Origin of the sequence: Pseudomonas ulcerans (genome assembly GCF_036324125.1) — a bacterium.
In the GTDB taxonomy this organism is placed as follows: Bacteria; Pseudomonadota; Gammaproteobacteria; order Pseudomonadales; family Pseudomonadaceae; genus Aquipseudomonas; species Aquipseudomonas ulcerans.
In genome coordinates, this window is the sequence record NZ_JAZDQN010000004.1 from 152,720 (window position 1) to 167,935 (window position 15,216).

Sequence of the window (15,216 nt, forward strand, 5' to 3'; positions counted from 1 at the left end):
CGCTCATGCTCGATATCAAGGGATTGAGAGTGGTCCGCGGACAGGGCCCACAGGCGCATGCGGTGCGCCTGGACACACTGCAACTGCAACCGGGCCAGATCCTGGCGATCACCGGCGAGAGTGGCTGCGGCAAGAGCACCCTGCTCGAAGCCATCGGCCTGTTGCTCAAGCCTGAGCGCCTGGAGCACTACCGCCTCGGCGCCAGCCAGGAGGATGTCGCCCGCCTGCTCGCCGACGACCAGCAACCGGCCCTGGCCGCCTTGCGCTCACGGGAGCTTGGTTTCGTCCTGCAGAGCGGTGGCCTGCTGCCGTTCCTCAAGGTTCGCGACAATATCCAGCTGCCGCGCCGCATGCTCGGCCTGGCGCCGCACAGCGCGGCGGTGGACAAGGCCGTGGCCGCCCTCGGCCTCGCGCCACTGCTGGACAAGCTGCCCCAGGCGCTGTCCATCGGCGAGCGCCAGCGGGTTGCCTGTGTCCGTGCCCTGGCGCACGAGCCGCGGGTACTGCTGGCCGACGAGCCGACCGCAGCGCTGGACCCGAACAATGCCCGGCGCCTGTTCGAACTGCTGCTGAACCTGGTGGATGAACTGGGTATCAGCGCCTTGCTGGTATCCCATGACTGGGCCCTGGTGGACAGCTTCGGCCTGGCTCGCCTGGGCGCGGTCAACGCCGACGGGGAGACACGCTTTGAACCGCTGTAAGCGCCTGGCCCTGCTCGCCCGGCTGTCCCTCGCCGACCTCTGGCACGACCGCAACGTCTCGCTGTGCATGGCCGCCTCGCTGGTCGCGGTAATCGCCCCGCTGCTGTTGCTGTTCGGCCTCAAGCACGGGGTGGTCAGCCAGTTGCAGGAGGAACTGCTCAGCGACCCGCGCAACCTCGAAGTGAAGATGCTCAGTAGCGGCCACTACGACCAGGACTGGCTGCAACGCCTGCGGGCATTGCCGGAAACCGGCTTCGCCATCGGCCAGACCCGCTCGCTGAACACCCAGGCCGACCTGCTTGGCAGCCATGGGCGCTTCGCCGACAACGTCGAGGTGATTCCCACCGACGCCGGCGACCCGCTGCTGGCCAGCGAGTTGAGCGCACTGCAAGGCGATCAGGTGATTCTCAGCGAGCGCGCCGCGCAGCGCCTGGAAGCCAAGGCCGGCGACAGCATTCGCCTGCGGGTGACGCGCCGCCTCAACGAAGTCAACGAACGCGGCGAGCGGCTGCTCCAGGTGCGGGCGGTCCTCGACAACGTGCGCTTCGCCCGCCCGGCGGCCTTCGTCAGCCCCGGACTGCTGCTGGAACTGGAACATTATCGCGACGGCTACCGGGTGCCCGAACTCGGTGCTGGCAGCGGTCAGCCGCTCGACGGCGTCAAGGTCGGCTACGCCCGCGCCCGGGTCTATGCCCGCGACATCGACAGCGTTGCGCCCCTGGAGCAGTGGCTCAACGGCCAGCGCATCGAAACCGCCAGCCGCCTGGCCGAGATCGACAACGTCAAGGCCATCAACCATGTGCTCGGCCTGATCTTCGGCGTGATCGCCGGCGCCGCCCTGATCGGTTGCATCGCCTCGCTGGTGGGGGCCTTCCTCGCCAATATCGACCGCAAGCGGCGACACCTGGCGGTATTGCGCCTGCTCGGTTTCACCAGCCCGGCGGTGGCCGCCTACGTGGTCCTCCAGGCCCTGGTGCTCAGCCTGACCGGCTACCTCGGCGGCCTCGCCTGCTACTACTTCGGCAGCCTGCTGTTCGACCAGTTGCTCGGCAGCAGCGCGGCCACCGGCACCTTCATTTGTCACATCACTGTCTGGCATGGCCTGGTGGCCCTGCTTCTGGCGTTCCTCGTCGCCGGCCTGGTCGCCCTGATCGGCGCCCTGCGGGCGATCCGGATACAACCTGCGGAGAGTCTGCGTGAACTCTAGAACCTGCGCTCGCCTGGCCCTCGCGCCATTGACCCTGGGTTGCCTGCTGAATGCGACGGCAGCAACCTGGGACGAGAAATTCTATAACCCGATGGCCGAGGCCGACGACGTGGTCCTGCCCATGCCCTGCGACGGCGCCATGGTCTTTCGCAAGGTGCTGGTGCCGGTGGCCGGCCCCCTCGACGACTACCCGATCAACATCGGCCAGGACAGCGCCGAATACGGCTACGTGGAACAGACCCGGCCCACCTTCATCGCCGGCAGCTTCACCAGCGCCAAGGGCGAGAAATCCCGCTACTTCCTGATGGCCAAGTACGAGATGAGCCAACTGCAGTACCGCGCGCTGATGGACGAGACCTGCCCGACGCCGTCGAACAAGCAGCGCCTGCCGATCGTCTCGGTGAGCTGGCTGGACGCGCTGCAGGCCGCCGACAAGTACAACCGCTGGCTGCGCGCCAACGCCGCGGCCAAGCTGCCCAAGGAAGACGGTGCCCTGGGCTTCCTGCGCCTGCCGACCGAGATCGAGTGGGAATTCGCTGCCCGTGGCGGCCTGCAGGTCAATACCGCGGAATTTCGTGACAACCGCTACCCCATGCCCGAGGGCCTGAACGCCTACGAGTGGTTCGCCGGCTCGCAGTCGTCCAACGGCCAGTTGCAGCTGGGCGGCCTGCTCAAGCCCAACCCGCTGGGCCTGCATGACATGCTCGGCAACGCCGGCGAGATGATGTTCGAGCCCTTCCGCCTCAACAAGCTCGACCGTCAGCACGGCCAGGCCGGTGGCTTCGTCGTGCGTGGCGGCAGCTACCTGACCGCCGAGGGCGAACTGCGTACCGCCCTGCGCCAGGAAGAGCCGTACTACAACGCCAACGGCGCGGTCAGCAAGAAGACCAACGGCCTGCGCCTGGCCCTGGTGTCGCCGACCCTGACCTCGCGCGAGCGGGTCAAGAGCATCGAGAAGAGCTGGAGCACCCTCGGCGCCGACCAGCCGGTGGCCGAAAGCAAGGACAAGGGCACGGTCAAGGCGCTCGAAGACCTCGCCTCCAGCGTCGACGATGCCGCGCTCAAGGGCCAGCTCAAGACCGTCGAGAACCAGCTGCGCGCCAGCAACCAGCAGCAGCAGGAAGCCCGCGACCAGGCCATCCGCGCCAGCCTCAACCTCGGCGCCTTCCTCTGCACCAAGATGCTCGACGACGGCCAGTACCTCGACTTCCTGCAGAAGAACTACAACGCCAACTGCAAGGCCGGTGAGGAAGACCCGACCTGCGGCATGCGCAAGACCAAGCTCGACGAGCAAAACGACCGCCTGCACAAGCTCAGCCGCTACTACGCCAGCTCGCTGGTGGACTCCGGCTCGCTGTACGGCCAGGCCCTGATCGAAGCCCAGGTACCGGTGCTCGAAGGCGTGCTGACCGCCAACAAGAACCTCAAGGAACTGACGCCTTACCTGCGCACCCACTGGGCCAACCAGCAGGCGTTCCTCAAGACCCAGAAAATCGACACCGAGGCCTGGCTGAACCGCTGCAAGGCCGTCACCCACTGAATCCAGCCCACAAGGAAGCGCAACCGTGAACTTCAACAAACCCGCCCGTTTCAGCTCGTGGATCAGCCTGATGCTGGTCGCCGCCCTGGCCGTCACCGGTTGCGCCAGCACCGGCAGTTCCATGCTCGGCAGCACCTCCGGCTCCAGCGGCACCGCCGACCCACGCCTGACCGAGGGCAAGGACGCCAAGTTCTTCAGCACCTCGGGCTACCAGGCCTGCGCCGTGGCCGCCGGTGCCGGCGTCCTCGCCTGCGTGCTGTCCAACTCCGGCAACAAGGCCACCTGCGCCGTGATTGCCGGCGTCGCCGCCTGTGGCGTGGCAATGGGCGCCAACTACTACCTCGACCAGCGTCGCGCACAGTACTCGAACACCACCGAGCGCCTGAACGCAATGACCGGCGAAGTGCAGCAGAAGAACGCCCAGCTTGCCGAACGCAGCAGCACCCTGGAACGCGTGATCGCCGACGACAAGCAGCAGATCGCCGACATCCAGAAGAACATCAAGGCCAAGAACCTGGACAAGGCCAAGGCGCAGAAGGACCTGGCCAACATCGACGAGAACCTGGTGCTGATGCAGCGTGACCTGAAAACCATGCAGACCAACGTCACCGAGTACCAGAAGGTCGCCCAGGCAGAACGCGCTTCCGGCGCCAAGGCTGCCGACGTGCAGAAGGTCGAGGCTGAAATCAGCAAGATGAACACCAAGGTCGCCTCGCTGCAGAAAGAGGTCGACGGCCTCTACAGCCAGCGCTCGGCCATCACCCTGGGCTAAGGAGCGGACCATGACGCTTCGTGTTCTTTTTGCCACCGCGCTCCTGGCCAGCCTTGGCGGCTGTGCCACCACGGCCTCGCAGTGCAACGCCTCGAACAGTGACACCAGCCTGGTCGGCAAGCTCAATTGCGACTACGGCGGTGGCTATGCCGAGGGCGTGCGCAACAGCGAGCAGGACCTGCAGGCCGCACGGGAGCAGAACCGCCAGTTCAACCAGGTGTATGACGAGTTGCGCGCCATGCAGGCCAACACCCGCCAGGACCTGGCCAGCCAGCAACGCCAGCAGGCCAGCCTGGAGAAATCGCTGAACGGCCTGCTCGCCACGCTCAAGGCTCGTCACGGCAACAAGCAGGACGTACAGCGGCAGATCGCCGGGCTGGAGCAACAGCTCAAGGCCGCACAGGCCGCGCCGGCGAAGAATGCCAGCAGCGCCGAGCTGGAAGCGCGCAAGCAGGAACTCAAAAACCTGCAGCAACAGGTCAGTCGCTTGCAGCTGAGCCTGGGTTACGAGTAAGCCCCCACGGCAGCTTCGGCTGCCGACTTTTTCCAGGACACCGACATGCAGCGGGTTATCCGTGATACCCGTCCCTTGCAGGACGACCCAGCGCTGCTGGAGCAGGCCACGGCGTTGATCGCCCGGCACTTCCCGCCCAGCGTGGCGCAACTCTTCGCCATTCCACGCAATGGTCAGGACGGCGCCCGCGAGTGGTGGACCGAGCTGCAAGGGCAGCCGCAGCGCTACCACGACCTGACGCCGGAGCAACAGGCCGCCCTGCTCGATGTCCATGCACAACGCCAGGATGCCTTGCAGCAACTGGTCAACGAACTGCGCGGGCGTGGTCAGGCGCAGGAGGCCGCGCTGCTGCAGCGGCTGGTCGGCCCACCGAAACTGGACAATCTCTACAGCGTCAACGGCGAGCCGCTGGTCATCCGTTGGAGCGAGCCACCCCCGACGCCAGCGCCTGCCCCCACTGTCCCGCCTGCGCCGGTGGTCCCGCCGCGGCGCTGGATCTGGCTGCCGTGGTTCCTGCTGCCCTTGCTCGGCCTGCTGTTGCTGGCGCTGGCCCTGTGGCTGGCCTGGCCCTGGTTGCTGCGTTGGTTCGAGCCCGGCGCGCCATTGCCCGAGCCGCCCGTCACCAGTACGCAACAGGCGTGCAAGCGGCCGCAGCAGGAGTTGCCGCCGGAGTTCACCGTGGTGCTCGACACCTCCGGCTCCATGCAGTTGAGCGTGGAAGCCAGCTCCGCCGATGAACAATGGTTCTTCCGCAATATCGACAACCCGGCCATGGACTCGCAGCGCAAGGCGCAGGTCACGCGTCAGCCGGTGCGCATGGAGGTGGCCAAGCAGAGCCTGACGCGCTTGATCGATAACCTGGACGGCGCCATCGACATGCGCATCATCACCTTCGATGGCTGCCGCGCGCCGATCGACCATGGCCTGTTCACCCCCGCCCAGCGCCCGGCGCTGATCGAGGGCATCCGCAGGCTGCAGCCGGACGACGGCACGGCCCTGGCCGCCAGCCTGGAAGTGGCCGCCGGCAAGATGAACGGGCGTGATCGCGATGGCGTGATCCTGATGTTCGTCGATGGCCCGGACGGCTGCGACCGCAATGTCTGCGAAGTCGCCCGGCAGATAGCCCAGGAACAACCGCGACTGAAGGTGAACCTGGTGAACATCAGCCATAGCAGCGATGCCAACTGTGTCGCCGAAACCACCGGAGGCCGCGTCTACAGCGGCGAGAACGCTGCCGAGGTCGCAAACGCGCTGGAGCAGGCGAGCCGGGAAGTCACCAACAACTGCAACCAGGAATAACGATGCAACGGGTTCTCCGCGACACCCTCGCCAGCCAGGACGCCGCCGCTGCCCTCGAACAGCGCGTGGCGCTGATCCGTCAGCACTTTCCGCCGAGCATCGCGCATCTCTACGCCATTCCCCGACAAGGCCGGGACGGCGTACTGGAATGGTGGACCGAACTGGAAGGCCAGCCGCAGCCCTATGCGAGCCTGAACAAGGACCAGCAGGCGGCCCTGATGCAGCGCTACCAGGAGCGCCAGGGCGCTGTCACCCAGCTCGCCGCCGAACTCCAGCAGCGCAACCAGGGCAGCGCTGCCGGATCGTTGCAGAACCTGATCGGTACGCCCGACCTGGCCAACCTGTTCAGTGTCAACGGCGAGCCGCTGGTGGTCCGCTGGGGCCAGCCCGAGCCGGTGGTGGCACCGCCGCCACCACCGCCACCCCCACCCCAGCCCAGGAAAGCACCGCCGCCTCCGCCACCACCCCGGCCTGCCCCCGTGGTGGTCGCCGTCGAGCGGCGTCGCTGGCGTCTCTGGCCGTGGCTGCTGCTCGGCTTGCTGTTTGCCCTGCTCTACTGGCTATGGCTGAGCTGGCCGCTGCTGTGGGCACGCTGGCAGTCCGACCCGACCGGCATGTGCACGCCGGGCCAGACGTTCCAGCCCTCACAGTTCACCGTGATCCTCGATACCTCGGGATCGATGAACGAGCACCTGCGGGTCAAGCGCGAGGACGACCCGTGGTACTACGGCGTGATGGCGAAGATCCCGATCGTCGAATCCTTCGTGCCGGCCGGGCCAGGCAAGCGCACCACGCGCATGGACGTGGCCAAGAGCTCGCTGACCTCGGTCATCAATAACCTCGACGAGAACGTGGCGATGCGCCTGGTGACGTTCAACGGCTGCCGCACGCCGGTCGACCATGGCGTGTTCGGGCTCCACAAGCGCGGCGAGCTGGTCGAGCGTATCGGCAAGATCAACGCCGGCGGCGGCACCGCATTGGGTGTCAGCCTGCAAGCGGCGGCGCAGGAGATGGACGGGGCGTACCGCGACGGCGTGATCGTGATGTTCGTGGATGGCCGCGACGGCTGCGGGACCGATATCTGCGAGGTCTCGGAGAACATCGCCCGGAGCAAGCCGCGGCTGCGCATCAATATCGTCAATATCAGCGCCAGAACCGGCTCCAACTGTGCGGCGGAAAACACCGGTGGCCGGGTCTACAACGCCGATGACGCCGCCGCCGTGGCGGCAGCGCTGCAGGAGGCGACCCAGGAAGTCTCCCAGGACAAGGGCTGCTGAGCCCGCCTGGGCTCACTCACCGCCTTCGATCAGGTGCCCGCTGCGCTTGCCATGCAGCGCCATGTAATGGGCCAGTTGGCCGATCCGCTGGTCCAGCGCCTGCAGCAGGCGCTGGCGGGTCTCGGTGACTTCCTTCTGGTTGAAGAAACCCGGCTCCTCCAGGTAGATGCCGAACAGCCGGTTGATCTCCTGGGGGCCATTGATCACGTAGTTGCGCTCGGCATTGTGGTTGTACAGCGCGACCATCTTGCCGGTGCGGCTGTCCGCCGGATGCATGAACACCATGCTGACCTTCTGGCCTGCACGCAGGCTGAGCGATGAGTCATGCACCTTGAAGCACGACTCCTTGCCATCCTCGTCGTCACGGATCCAGAACTCGTGCTCCTGCACGCTGGTGGAGCTGACCTGCATCGACGACGAACCGCCGCTGATCGAGCCATAGCCGTTGTGCATGTAGCCGCCACCACCGTTGTGGTAATGGCTGGCATGCAGCTCGTTGTGGTTGCGCTTCTGGGTATCGAGCACTTCGCCGGTGACCATGAAGAAGGCGAACTGGCGCTCGAAATGGTGGAAGGGCTCCTCGATGAAGTTGACGTCACCGGGTTCGAGGGTGATGTCGTACATGGTGCGGATCATCTCTGCGCGGGCCGCCTTGTCGCGCTTGGCCTGTTCACGCAGGGCAGCGCGGCGGACCTTGGCATCGTCGATGGCCTTGAGTGCCTGGGCCTTGAGTACCGGGGTCTTTTCCTGGGCATAGGCAGTGGCCTTTTCGCTGGCTTCCTTGAGCAACGGCGCAGCCTTCTGCCCGGCCTCCACTGCCAGCTCGCGGGCCTTTTCCATTGCCTGGGCGGCCTTGGCGGCCAGTTCCGGGTTGGCGTCGATGGCCTTTTTCTTCAAGTCGTCCCAAAGACTCATGCTCGCAGCTCCTTCTTCGATGAACGGCCCGGCATGGGCACATGCCGGAAAGTGCTGGCAATTTAACCTGCGAAGACGCTGCCTAGAAGCGTAAGCAGCGAAATGACATCACCTGCCTCTTGCAATGGCCAGAACAAAAAGAAAAGAATGAGAACAATTCACATTGACACCTCATTCCCATGCCCGAGTCCAACGCCATTGCGCGGGAGCACTTCCAGCGCCTGTATGCCGAGCACCATCACTGGCTGATGGGCTGGCTACTGCGTCGCCTGCATTGCCACGCCGATGCCGCCGACCTGACCCAGGACACCTTCCTGCGCACCCTGACCTCGCCGCAACTGGAGCGCATCGACGAACCGCGCTCATTCCTCTGCGTGATCGCCAAGCGCGTGCTCTACACTTTCTGGCGCCGCAGCGAGCTGGAACGGGCCTACCTCGAAGCCCTCGCCAGCCTGCCCGAGGCGGTGGCACCGTCGGAGGAAGAATTCGCCCTCCTGCGTGAAGCGGTGATGGCCGTGGACCAATTGCTGGCCGGCCTGCCCGGCAAGGTGCGCCACGCGTTCCTGCTCAATCGGCTGGAAGGCCTGACGCATCCGCAGATCGCCGTGGAGATGAACGTTTCCCTGGCCACCGTGGAACGCTGGATCCGCCGCGCCCTGACCCACTGCTACCTGGCCCGCTACGAGGCGCCCCACGGATGAACCCGCTGCCCGATACCGTGAAGGCCGCCATCGACTGGATGGTGCTGCTCGACTCCGGCCTTGCCAGGCCCGAGCAACACCAGGCCTTCAACCGCTGGCTCGACGCCGATGCCGGTCACCGCCAGGCGTGGCAAGCGCTGCAAGGTGCCTTCGAGCCCAGCCTCGACCCGCTGCGCCAGGCCAACCGCAACAACCCGGGCAGCGCCCGCGCGGCCATCGGTGCCCTGCGTTCGTCGGGGCTGTCGCTGGAGCGGCGCAAGCTGCTGCGCGGGGGCACCGCGCTGGCCGTCATGCTGGGTTTGCCGGGCTTGCTTGCGCTGCAGCGGCACATGCCGCTGGGCGCGCTGCTCACCGACCTGCACAGCGCCACCGGCGAGCGCAAGCGCGTGCACCTGCCCGATGGCAGCGATCTGGTGCTCAACGCGCGCAGCAGCGTGGACATGGACTTCAGCGAGCAACGCCGGGTACTGCGCCTGCACGATGGCGAACTGAGCCTGACGGTCGCGGCGGACCCGCAACGACCGTTCCACGTGCGCACCGCGCAAGGCCGGATCATCGCCCTGGACGGTCGTTTCACCGTGCGCCGGCTGGCCGACCAGACCCGCGTCGCGGTCCAGCAACGCAGCGTGCTGGTGCGCAACAGCCAGGACCAGAGCATGACGGTCGACGCCGGCAACGGCCTGCGCTTCGACGATGACGGACTGTTCCCGCTGGCCGTGGGACAGAACCGTGCCGACGCCTGGCTGGACGGACTGGTGGATGTCCGCGACGAGCCGCTGGGCGCGGTGATCGACAGCCTGCGCCCGTACCGCCATGGCCTGCTGCGGATTTCCGAGGCGGCGGCGAGCCTGCGGGTATTCGGCGTGTTCTCCCTCGATGACACCCAGCGTGCCCTGGAAACCCTGGCCCAGACCCTGCCCATCGAGGTGCGCGACTACGGTCCGTTGACCCTGATCGAGCGACGCCAGGGTCACGCCTGAAAAATCTTTCGCCTGGAGTGAGGGGATTTCCCGCTTCGTTTGACCTAGCAGGAAACATCCACTGATTTCAGCGAGGAAAGTTCCCCCGATGCGTCCTGTCCTGTTGCGTCCCGCCCACCTGGCCCTGGCGGTATCGCTGGCCTTGAACCTGGCCCTGGTGCCATTCACCCATGCCGCCGAGCCCGTGCAGCGCTACGACATTCCCGCCGCACCGCTGGACGACGTGCTGCGCCAGATCGCCCGGCAGAGCGGGCAGAGCATCGTCGCCGACCCGGCCCTGCTCGAAGGGCGCCAGGCCCGTGCGGTGCGCGGCGACCTGAGCGTGCAACAGGCAGTGCAACAAGCACTGGCCGGCAGCGGTCTGCAGTTGCGGGTGACCGCCAATGGCAGCCTGACCCTGGAGCCGGCGGCCACCGACGGCTCGGTGCAATTGGGCGCGACCACGGTATCGGGCAGCGGCCTGGGCGAGGTGACTGAACATTCCGGCTCCTACACCACGGGCGCCATGGCCTCGGCGACCAAGCTCGCCCTGTCGCCCCGGGAAACCCCACAGTCGGTGAGCGTGGTCACCCGCCAGCGCATGGACGACCAGGCCATGACCACCCTCAGCGACGTGGTCAAGCACACCCCCGGCCTGACCCTGACGCAATGGGGCGCCGAGCGCCCGCGCTTCAACTCCCGCGGGTTTTCCCTGGAAAACCTGATGTACGACGGTGTCCCCGTGGCCTACGAGGAAGCGGCGCTATCCACAGGCTCGCTGGCGATGTACGACCGCGTCGAGGTGGTCCGCGGCGCCACCGGCCTGATGGAGGGCGCGGGCTTGCCGGGAGGCTCGATCAACCTGGTGCGCAAGCGTCCCACCGTGGCACCGCAGGTCTCGCTCAACGGCGGTTTCGGCAGCTGGGACAACCGTCTGTTCGAGCTGGATGCCAGCTCCGCACTCAATGAACAGGGGTCGCTGCGTGGCCGGACCGTATTGAGCTACCAGAAGAAGGACTCGTTCATCGACGACCTGAGCAATGAACGCACCCTGCTCTACGGCATCGTCGAAGCCGATCTGAACGACGCCACCACCCTGGCCGTGGGCGTGTCCTACAGCAACGAAAACAACCCAGGCGCCGACTGGAACGGCATCGGCACCGCTGCGGACGGCAGTTTCCTGCCGGTATCGCGCTCGACCCGCATGAGCCCGAGCTGGTCGTACTGGAACAAGGAAAGCACCACCGTCTTCGCCGACCTCGAACACCGCTTCGCCAACGACTGGAAAGCCCGCGCCGCGGCAACCAGGATCACCAGCGAAATGAACATGGAAGGCACCTTCATCAGCCAGAGCAGCGTCGACGCCAACGGCCGCCCGAGCATGACCCTGCGCGGCGGTGCCTACGACTACGACCGCGACCAGTACAGCCTGGATGGCTATGTCAGCGGTCCGTTCAGCCTGGGCGGGCGCACCCACTCGGCGGTGTTCGGCGCCAGCCGCCGGGTCAGCGACTGGGACAACATCGGTGGCCCGTTCAAGACCCGCGACAGCTTCGACCTCGATGCCCTCGACATCATCACCTTCGACCCGACCAACTGGGATCCGAAGAGCATGGCCAAGCCGCCCATCACCGCCTACGGTGCGGTGTCCAGCCAGCAGCGCGTCGAGCAGAGCGGGCTCTACGGCACCGTCCGCCTGAGCCTGAGCGACCCGCTGACGCTGATCGCCGGTGCGCGCCTGGACTGGTACAAGATGGACAAGGTGTTCTACGACGGCGACTACCCGTACGGACAGGCGGATTTCAGCGTCACCGGCGAGTTCACCCCCTATGTCGGCGTGGTCTACGACCTCGACGAGCACTACTCGGTGTACGCCAGCTGGACGCGGATCTTCCAGCCACAGAGCGAGCAGACGGCCTCCGGTGGCGTGCTCGAACCCATCCAGGGCACCAACTACGAAATCGGCCTGAAGGGCGAACACTTCGACGGTCGCCTCAACAGCAGCCTGGCGATCTTCCAGGTCGACCTGGAGAACCTGCCGGAGTCCCTGACGCAGAGCGCCTGCAGCGATCCGTTCGCCAGTTGCTATGCCTCGGCGGGAGAGATCCGCAGTCGCGGCATCGAGCTGGAACTGAGCGGTGCGCTGACTCCGGATTGGCAGGTCTCGGCGGGATACACCTACAACCATGCGGAGCGGATCAAGGAGTCCGACTACAGCCCGATCAGCGCGTTCTCGAAGGGCAAGCGCTACGGGACCAACCTGCCGGAAAACCTGTTCAAGCTCTACACCCGCTATCGCCTGCCCGGTGAGCTGGAGCGCTGGCAGGTCGGCGGCGGCATGCGCACCCAGAGCCGGATCTACAGTCCGTGGGGCGTGGAGCAAGGTGGCTACACCGTGTTCGACCTGAACGGCAGCTACGCGGTGACCCGCCACCTGGACCTGGACTTCAACCTCAACAACGTCTTCGACAAGCACTACTACTCGACCATCACCGGGCCGACCGAGGGCAACTTCGTCGGTGAGCCGCGCAACTTCATGGTGACGGCGCGCTATCGGTTGTTCTGATAACCGCAATGGGGGCTGCTTAGCGGCCCCAGTTTTCTACTGCACGAATTTCGCGCTCACGAACGGCGCGTAGTCCGGCAGCACGGTTTCCACCTTGCCCTGCTCCTTGAGGAACTTCGCCGTCTCGGCAATGGCGGCCGGGGTCTGGCTCTGCAGCAGGCCTGCCTGGGCCTGGGCATCGGGGAAGGCCGAGCCGGCGAGCAGTTCCGGCACGTCGGCGGGGTTGGAGCCGGTCAATTTCGCGATCTTCTGCACCGGCACCGAATCCGCGGTCCACTGCGCCTTGTTCGCGGTGTAGTCGGCGAAGGATTGCAGGGTGACCCTGGCGAACTTCGCCACCACGTCCGGGTGCTTCTCGGCGAAGTCCTTGCGTGCCACCCACACCTCGAAGGTCGGCGCGCCCCAGCCACCCACCTCGGCGGCGTCGGTGAGGGTCTTGCCGGTCTTGCGGATCTCGCCCAAGGCCGGCGACCAGACGAAGGCGCCATCGATATCCCCACGCTTCCACGCCGCGGCGATTTCCGCCGGCTGCAGGTTCACCACCTTCACCTGGCGGGTGTCCAGGCCCCAGTGCTTGAGCGCGCCGAGCAGGCTGTAGTGCGAGGTGGAGACGAAGGGCGTGGCGATGGTCTTGCCCACCAGGTCCTGCGGGTTGTCGATGCCGCTGCCGTTGCGCACCACCAGCGCCTCGGCGGCGTTGATCTGGGCGGAGACGATGAAGGCCACGATGGGCAGCTTGCGCGACGCCGCGGCAGCCAGGGGGCTGGAGCCGAGATTGCCGATCTGCACGTCGCCGGAGGCAATGGCGGTAACCACTTCCGGACCGCTGTTGAAACGACGCCAGTCGATTTTTTCGCCGATGGCCTGCTCGTAGGTGCCATCCGCCTGGGGCACCTTGCTGGGGTCGATGCCGGTCTGGTAGCCGACGGTAAGGCCGGCCGCGTGGCTGACCAGGGTCAAGCCGGTCAGGGCCAGGGCGGTGAATAATCTGAGCGGGCGTGACGGTTTCATGGCGGCCGGATCCTGTTGGGGAAAGGCCATAAAGCTAGATGATCTAAAAACAAACAAAAAAATACTTTTTTGGAATTAGCTTATGTGACGGAAGGTTTGTGAAAAATTTGTTGGTTATGTCAAAAAAATCTTAAAAATTCGCAAATAATTCTTTTTGGATTTATGAAATTGTAATTATCCTTCGCCCCCAGCATGGCGCATTAGACCAAAGTCTTGAAACGACTAGTTACGATTGACTCGATGGTCACCCTTTGGTGCTAATCGCCCATCGACAACGAGCCGGACACCAAGATCCAGCCGTTAACGAACCACAAGAATTAGAAAACGAGAGGAGCAATTCATTTATGAAGAAGTCGACCCTGACTCTTGCCGTGGCCCTTGGGGTTCTGGCCCAGCAAGCAGGCGCTGCCGGTTTTATCGAAGACAGCAAAGCTACGCTGAAGCTGCGTAACTTCTATATCAACAGCGACAACCGCAACGCCAACAGCGGCGCTACCCAGAAAGAGTGGGGCCAAGGCTTCCAGCTCGACTACACCTCGGGCTTCACCCAAGGCACCGTCGGCTTCGGTGTCGATGCGATCGGCCTCTACGGCGTTCGTCTGGATTCGAGCCGGGCGCACCACGGTAACGCGAACAGCAGAGCCTACGGCGGCATCGTGTTCCCGACCGAGAGCAACGGCGAAGCTGTCAACGACTTCTCCAGCCTGGGCGCTACCGCCAAGGTCAAGATTTCCCAGACCGAACTGCGCTACGGCACCCTGCTGCCGAAGACCCCGGTCATCTCGTACAACGACGGTCGCCTGCTGCCACAAACCTTCGAAGGCGGTCAGATCGTCTCGAACGAGATCAAGGACCTGACCCTGACCGCAGGCCAGATCGAGCACGTCAAAGGTCGTAACTCCTCGAACACCGAAGGTCTGTCCATCGGCGGCGCCAACGGCGGCACCACCTACCGTAACGGCCGGTTCAGCAACCAGTTCCGCTACGCCGGTGCCGACTACAAGCTGACCAAGGACCTGCTGGTTCAGTACTGGTACGGTGGCCTGGAAGACTTCTACAAGCAGCACTACCTGGGCGCCGTGCACAATTGGGCGATTGGCCCGGGCGTACTGAAGTCTGACTTCCGTTACTTCCACAGTACCGATGACGGCAAGAACGGTGACACTGCAGCTTGGTACACCACCGGCTACTACGGCGGCGGCAACACCAAGGGTAAAGTCGACAACGACCTGTACAGCGCCCTGTTCCTGTACACCGTCGCTGGTCATACCTTCGGTGGCGGCTATCAGGTCAGCAACGGCGACAGCGACTTCCCTTGGCTGAACCAGGGTGACGGCTCGTCCAACTACACCATCACCGACTCGCAGATCCAGAAGTTCGGTCGTGCCGGCGAGCGTACCTGGCAGGCTCGCTACTCCTACGATTTCGCCAAGGTTGGCGTAGCTGGCCTGACCGCCGGTGTGGTCTATCTGAAGGGCGACAACATCGACGCCGCCGTCGGTGACCGTTCCGAGTGGGAACGCGACATCACCGTGGCTTACGTAGTACCGGAAGGCCCGCTGAAAAACTTCGGCGTGATGTGGAAAAACGCCGTATGGCGTAGCGACCTGGCTGCTACCAACCACGCCCAGGACGAAAACCGCGTCATCCTGAGCTACTCCATCCCGCTGCTGTAACCCGCCGCGAGATAACCAACGCCCGCCCGGACCCCATCCCGCGCGGGCGTTGTTTTGTCTGCCATTTGTTATTCGTTT

At 65.1% G+C, this 15,216-nt stretch carries 13 protein-coding genes; 11 read left to right on the forward strand and 2 right to left on the reverse strand.

Annotation, left to right across the window (positions count from 1 at the left end; all coding sequences use genetic code 11):
* Positions 1–5 precede the first annotated feature (5 nt).
* The 7 genes from V0R59_RS05630 to V0R59_RS05660 all read left to right on the forward strand — a co-directional run bounded on the left by V0R59_RS05630 (position 6) and on the right by V0R59_RS05660 (position 7,310).
* Complete coding sequence (locus tag V0R59_RS05630) at positions 6–701, forward strand: ABC transporter ATP-binding protein (protein ID WP_330072715.1); 696 nt, start codon at positions 6–8, stop codon at positions 699–701.
* Positions 688–1,908 carry an ABC transporter permease gene (locus V0R59_RS05635; RefSeq protein ID WP_330072716.1) on the forward strand — a complete coding sequence of 407 codons (1,221 nt, stop codon included), beginning with the start codon at positions 688–690 and terminating at the stop codon, positions 1,906–1,908. The genes V0R59_RS05630 and V0R59_RS05635 overlap by 14 nt, the downstream gene beginning before the upstream one ends.
* 91 nt (positions 1,909–1,999) lie before the next feature.
* Positions 2,000–3,448 carry a formylglycine-generating enzyme family protein gene (locus tag V0R59_RS05640; RefSeq protein ID WP_375547335.1) on the forward strand — a complete coding sequence of 483 codons (1,449 nt, stop codon included), beginning with the start codon at positions 2,000–2,002 and terminating at the stop codon, positions 3,446–3,448.
* A 70-nt stretch (positions 3,449–3,518) separates the two neighbouring features.
* Positions 3,519–4,220 carry a hypothetical protein gene (locus tag V0R59_RS05645; RefSeq protein ID WP_330073013.1) on the forward strand — a complete coding sequence of 234 codons (702 nt, stop codon included), beginning with the start codon at positions 3,519–3,521 and terminating at the stop codon, positions 4,218–4,220.
* Positions 4,221–4,230: 10 nt separating this feature from the next.
* Entirely contained in the window at positions 4,231–4,734 is a 504-nt protein-coding gene (locus tag V0R59_RS05650; RefSeq protein ID WP_330072718.1) for a hypothetical protein, read from the forward strand.
* A gap of 45 nt (positions 4,735–4,779) precedes the next feature.
* Complete coding sequence (locus V0R59_RS05655; protein WP_330072719.1) at positions 4,780–6,033, forward strand: VWA domain-containing protein; 1,254 nt, start codon at positions 4,780–4,782, stop codon at positions 6,031–6,033.
* A gap of 2 nt (positions 6,034–6,035) precedes the next feature.
* Positions 6,036–7,310: a VWA domain-containing protein gene (locus V0R59_RS05660; RefSeq protein WP_330072720.1), complete on the forward strand. Its 1,275-nt coding sequence runs from the start codon at positions 6,036–6,038 to the stop codon at positions 7,308–7,310.
* 12 nt (positions 7,311–7,322) lie between these two features.
* Here the strand turns inward: V0R59_RS05660 and V0R59_RS05665 are convergent, their stop codons facing one another.
* On the reverse strand, positions 7,323–8,225 hold the full coding sequence (locus V0R59_RS05665) for a hypothetical protein (RefSeq protein ID WP_330072721.1): 903 nt from the start codon (positions 8,223–8,225) through the stop codon (positions 7,323–7,325).
* 179 nt (positions 8,226–8,404) lie between these two features.
* Between V0R59_RS05665 and V0R59_RS05670 the strand changes: the two genes are divergently transcribed.
* The 3 genes from V0R59_RS05670 (at position 8,405) to V0R59_RS05680 (ending at position 12,451) form a co-directional block, all read left to right on the forward strand.
* On the forward strand, positions 8,405–8,926 hold the full coding sequence (locus V0R59_RS05670) for a sigma-70 family RNA polymerase sigma factor (protein WP_330072722.1): 522 nt from the start codon (positions 8,405–8,407) through the stop codon (positions 8,924–8,926).
* Complete coding sequence (locus V0R59_RS05675; RefSeq protein ID WP_330072723.1) at positions 8,923–9,906, forward strand: FecR domain-containing protein; 984 nt, start codon at positions 8,923–8,925, stop codon at positions 9,904–9,906. The genes V0R59_RS05670 and V0R59_RS05675 overlap by 4 nt, the downstream gene beginning before the upstream one ends.
* A gap of 88 nt (positions 9,907–9,994) precedes the next feature.
* Entirely contained in the window at positions 9,995–12,451 is a 2,457-nt protein-coding gene (locus tag V0R59_RS05680) for a TonB-dependent siderophore receptor (protein ID WP_330072724.1), read from the forward strand.
* A 36-nt stretch (positions 12,452–12,487) separates the two neighbouring features.
* Here the strand turns inward: V0R59_RS05680 and tauA are convergent, their stop codons facing one another.
* Complete coding sequence (gene tauA / locus V0R59_RS05685) at positions 12,488–13,462, reverse strand: taurine ABC transporter substrate-binding protein (protein ID WP_330072725.1); 975 nt, start codon at positions 13,460–13,462, stop codon at positions 12,488–12,490.
* Between the two features lie 344 nt (positions 13,463–13,806).
* Here tauA and V0R59_RS05690 point away from each other — a divergent pair, with 344 nt between their 5' ends.
* On the forward strand, positions 13,807–15,138 hold the full coding sequence (locus tag V0R59_RS05690) for an OprD family porin (protein ID WP_330072726.1): 1,332 nt from the start codon (positions 13,807–13,809) through the stop codon (positions 15,136–15,138).
* The last annotated feature ends 78 nt before the right edge of the window (positions 15,139–15,216 follow it).

What these genes read in the sequence shown, in the direction of transcription:
- V0R59_RS05630 (WP_330072715.1), top strand. Translation starts at nt 6, where the DNA reads ATGCTCGATATCAAGGGATTGAGAGTGGTCCGCGGACAGGGCCCACAG.
- V0R59_RS05640 (WP_375547335.1), top strand. Translation starts at nt 2,000, where the DNA reads ATGGCCGAGGCCGACGACGTGGTCCTGCCCATGCCCTGCGACGGCGCC.
- V0R59_RS05645 (WP_330073013.1), top strand. Translation starts at nt 3,519, where the DNA reads ATGCTGGTCGCCGCCCTGGCCGTCACCGGTTGCGCCAGCACCGGCAGT.
- V0R59_RS05650 (WP_330072718.1), top strand. Translation starts at nt 4,231, where the DNA reads ATGACGCTTCGTGTTCTTTTTGCCACCGCGCTCCTGGCCAGCCTTGGC.
- V0R59_RS05655 (WP_330072719.1), top strand. Translation starts at nt 4,780, where the DNA reads ATGCAGCGGGTTATCCGTGATACCCGTCCCTTGCAGGACGACCCAGCG.
- V0R59_RS05660 (WP_330072720.1), top strand. Translation starts at nt 6,036, where the DNA reads ATGCAACGGGTTCTCCGCGACACCCTCGCCAGCCAGGACGCCGCCGCT.
- V0R59_RS05665 (WP_330072721.1), bottom strand. Translation starts at nt 8,225, where the DNA reads ATGAGTCTTTGGGACGACTTGAAGAAAAAGGCCATCGACGCCAACCCG.
- V0R59_RS05670 (WP_330072722.1), top strand. Translation starts at nt 8,405, where the DNA reads ATGCCCGAGTCCAACGCCATTGCGCGGGAGCACTTCCAGCGCCTGTAT.
- V0R59_RS05675 (WP_330072723.1), top strand. Translation starts at nt 8,923, where the DNA reads ATGAACCCGCTGCCCGATACCGTGAAGGCCGCCATCGACTGGATGGTG.
- V0R59_RS05680 (WP_330072724.1), top strand. Translation starts at nt 9,995, where the DNA reads ATGCGTCCTGTCCTGTTGCGTCCCGCCCACCTGGCCCTGGCGGTATCG.
- tauA (WP_330072725.1), bottom strand. Translation starts at nt 13,462, where the DNA reads ATGAAACCGTCACGCCCGCTCAGATTATTCACCGCCCTGGCCCTGACC.
- V0R59_RS05690 (WP_330072726.1), top strand. Translation starts at nt 13,807, where the DNA reads ATGAAGAAGTCGACCCTGACTCTTGCCGTGGCCCTTGGGGTTCTGGCC.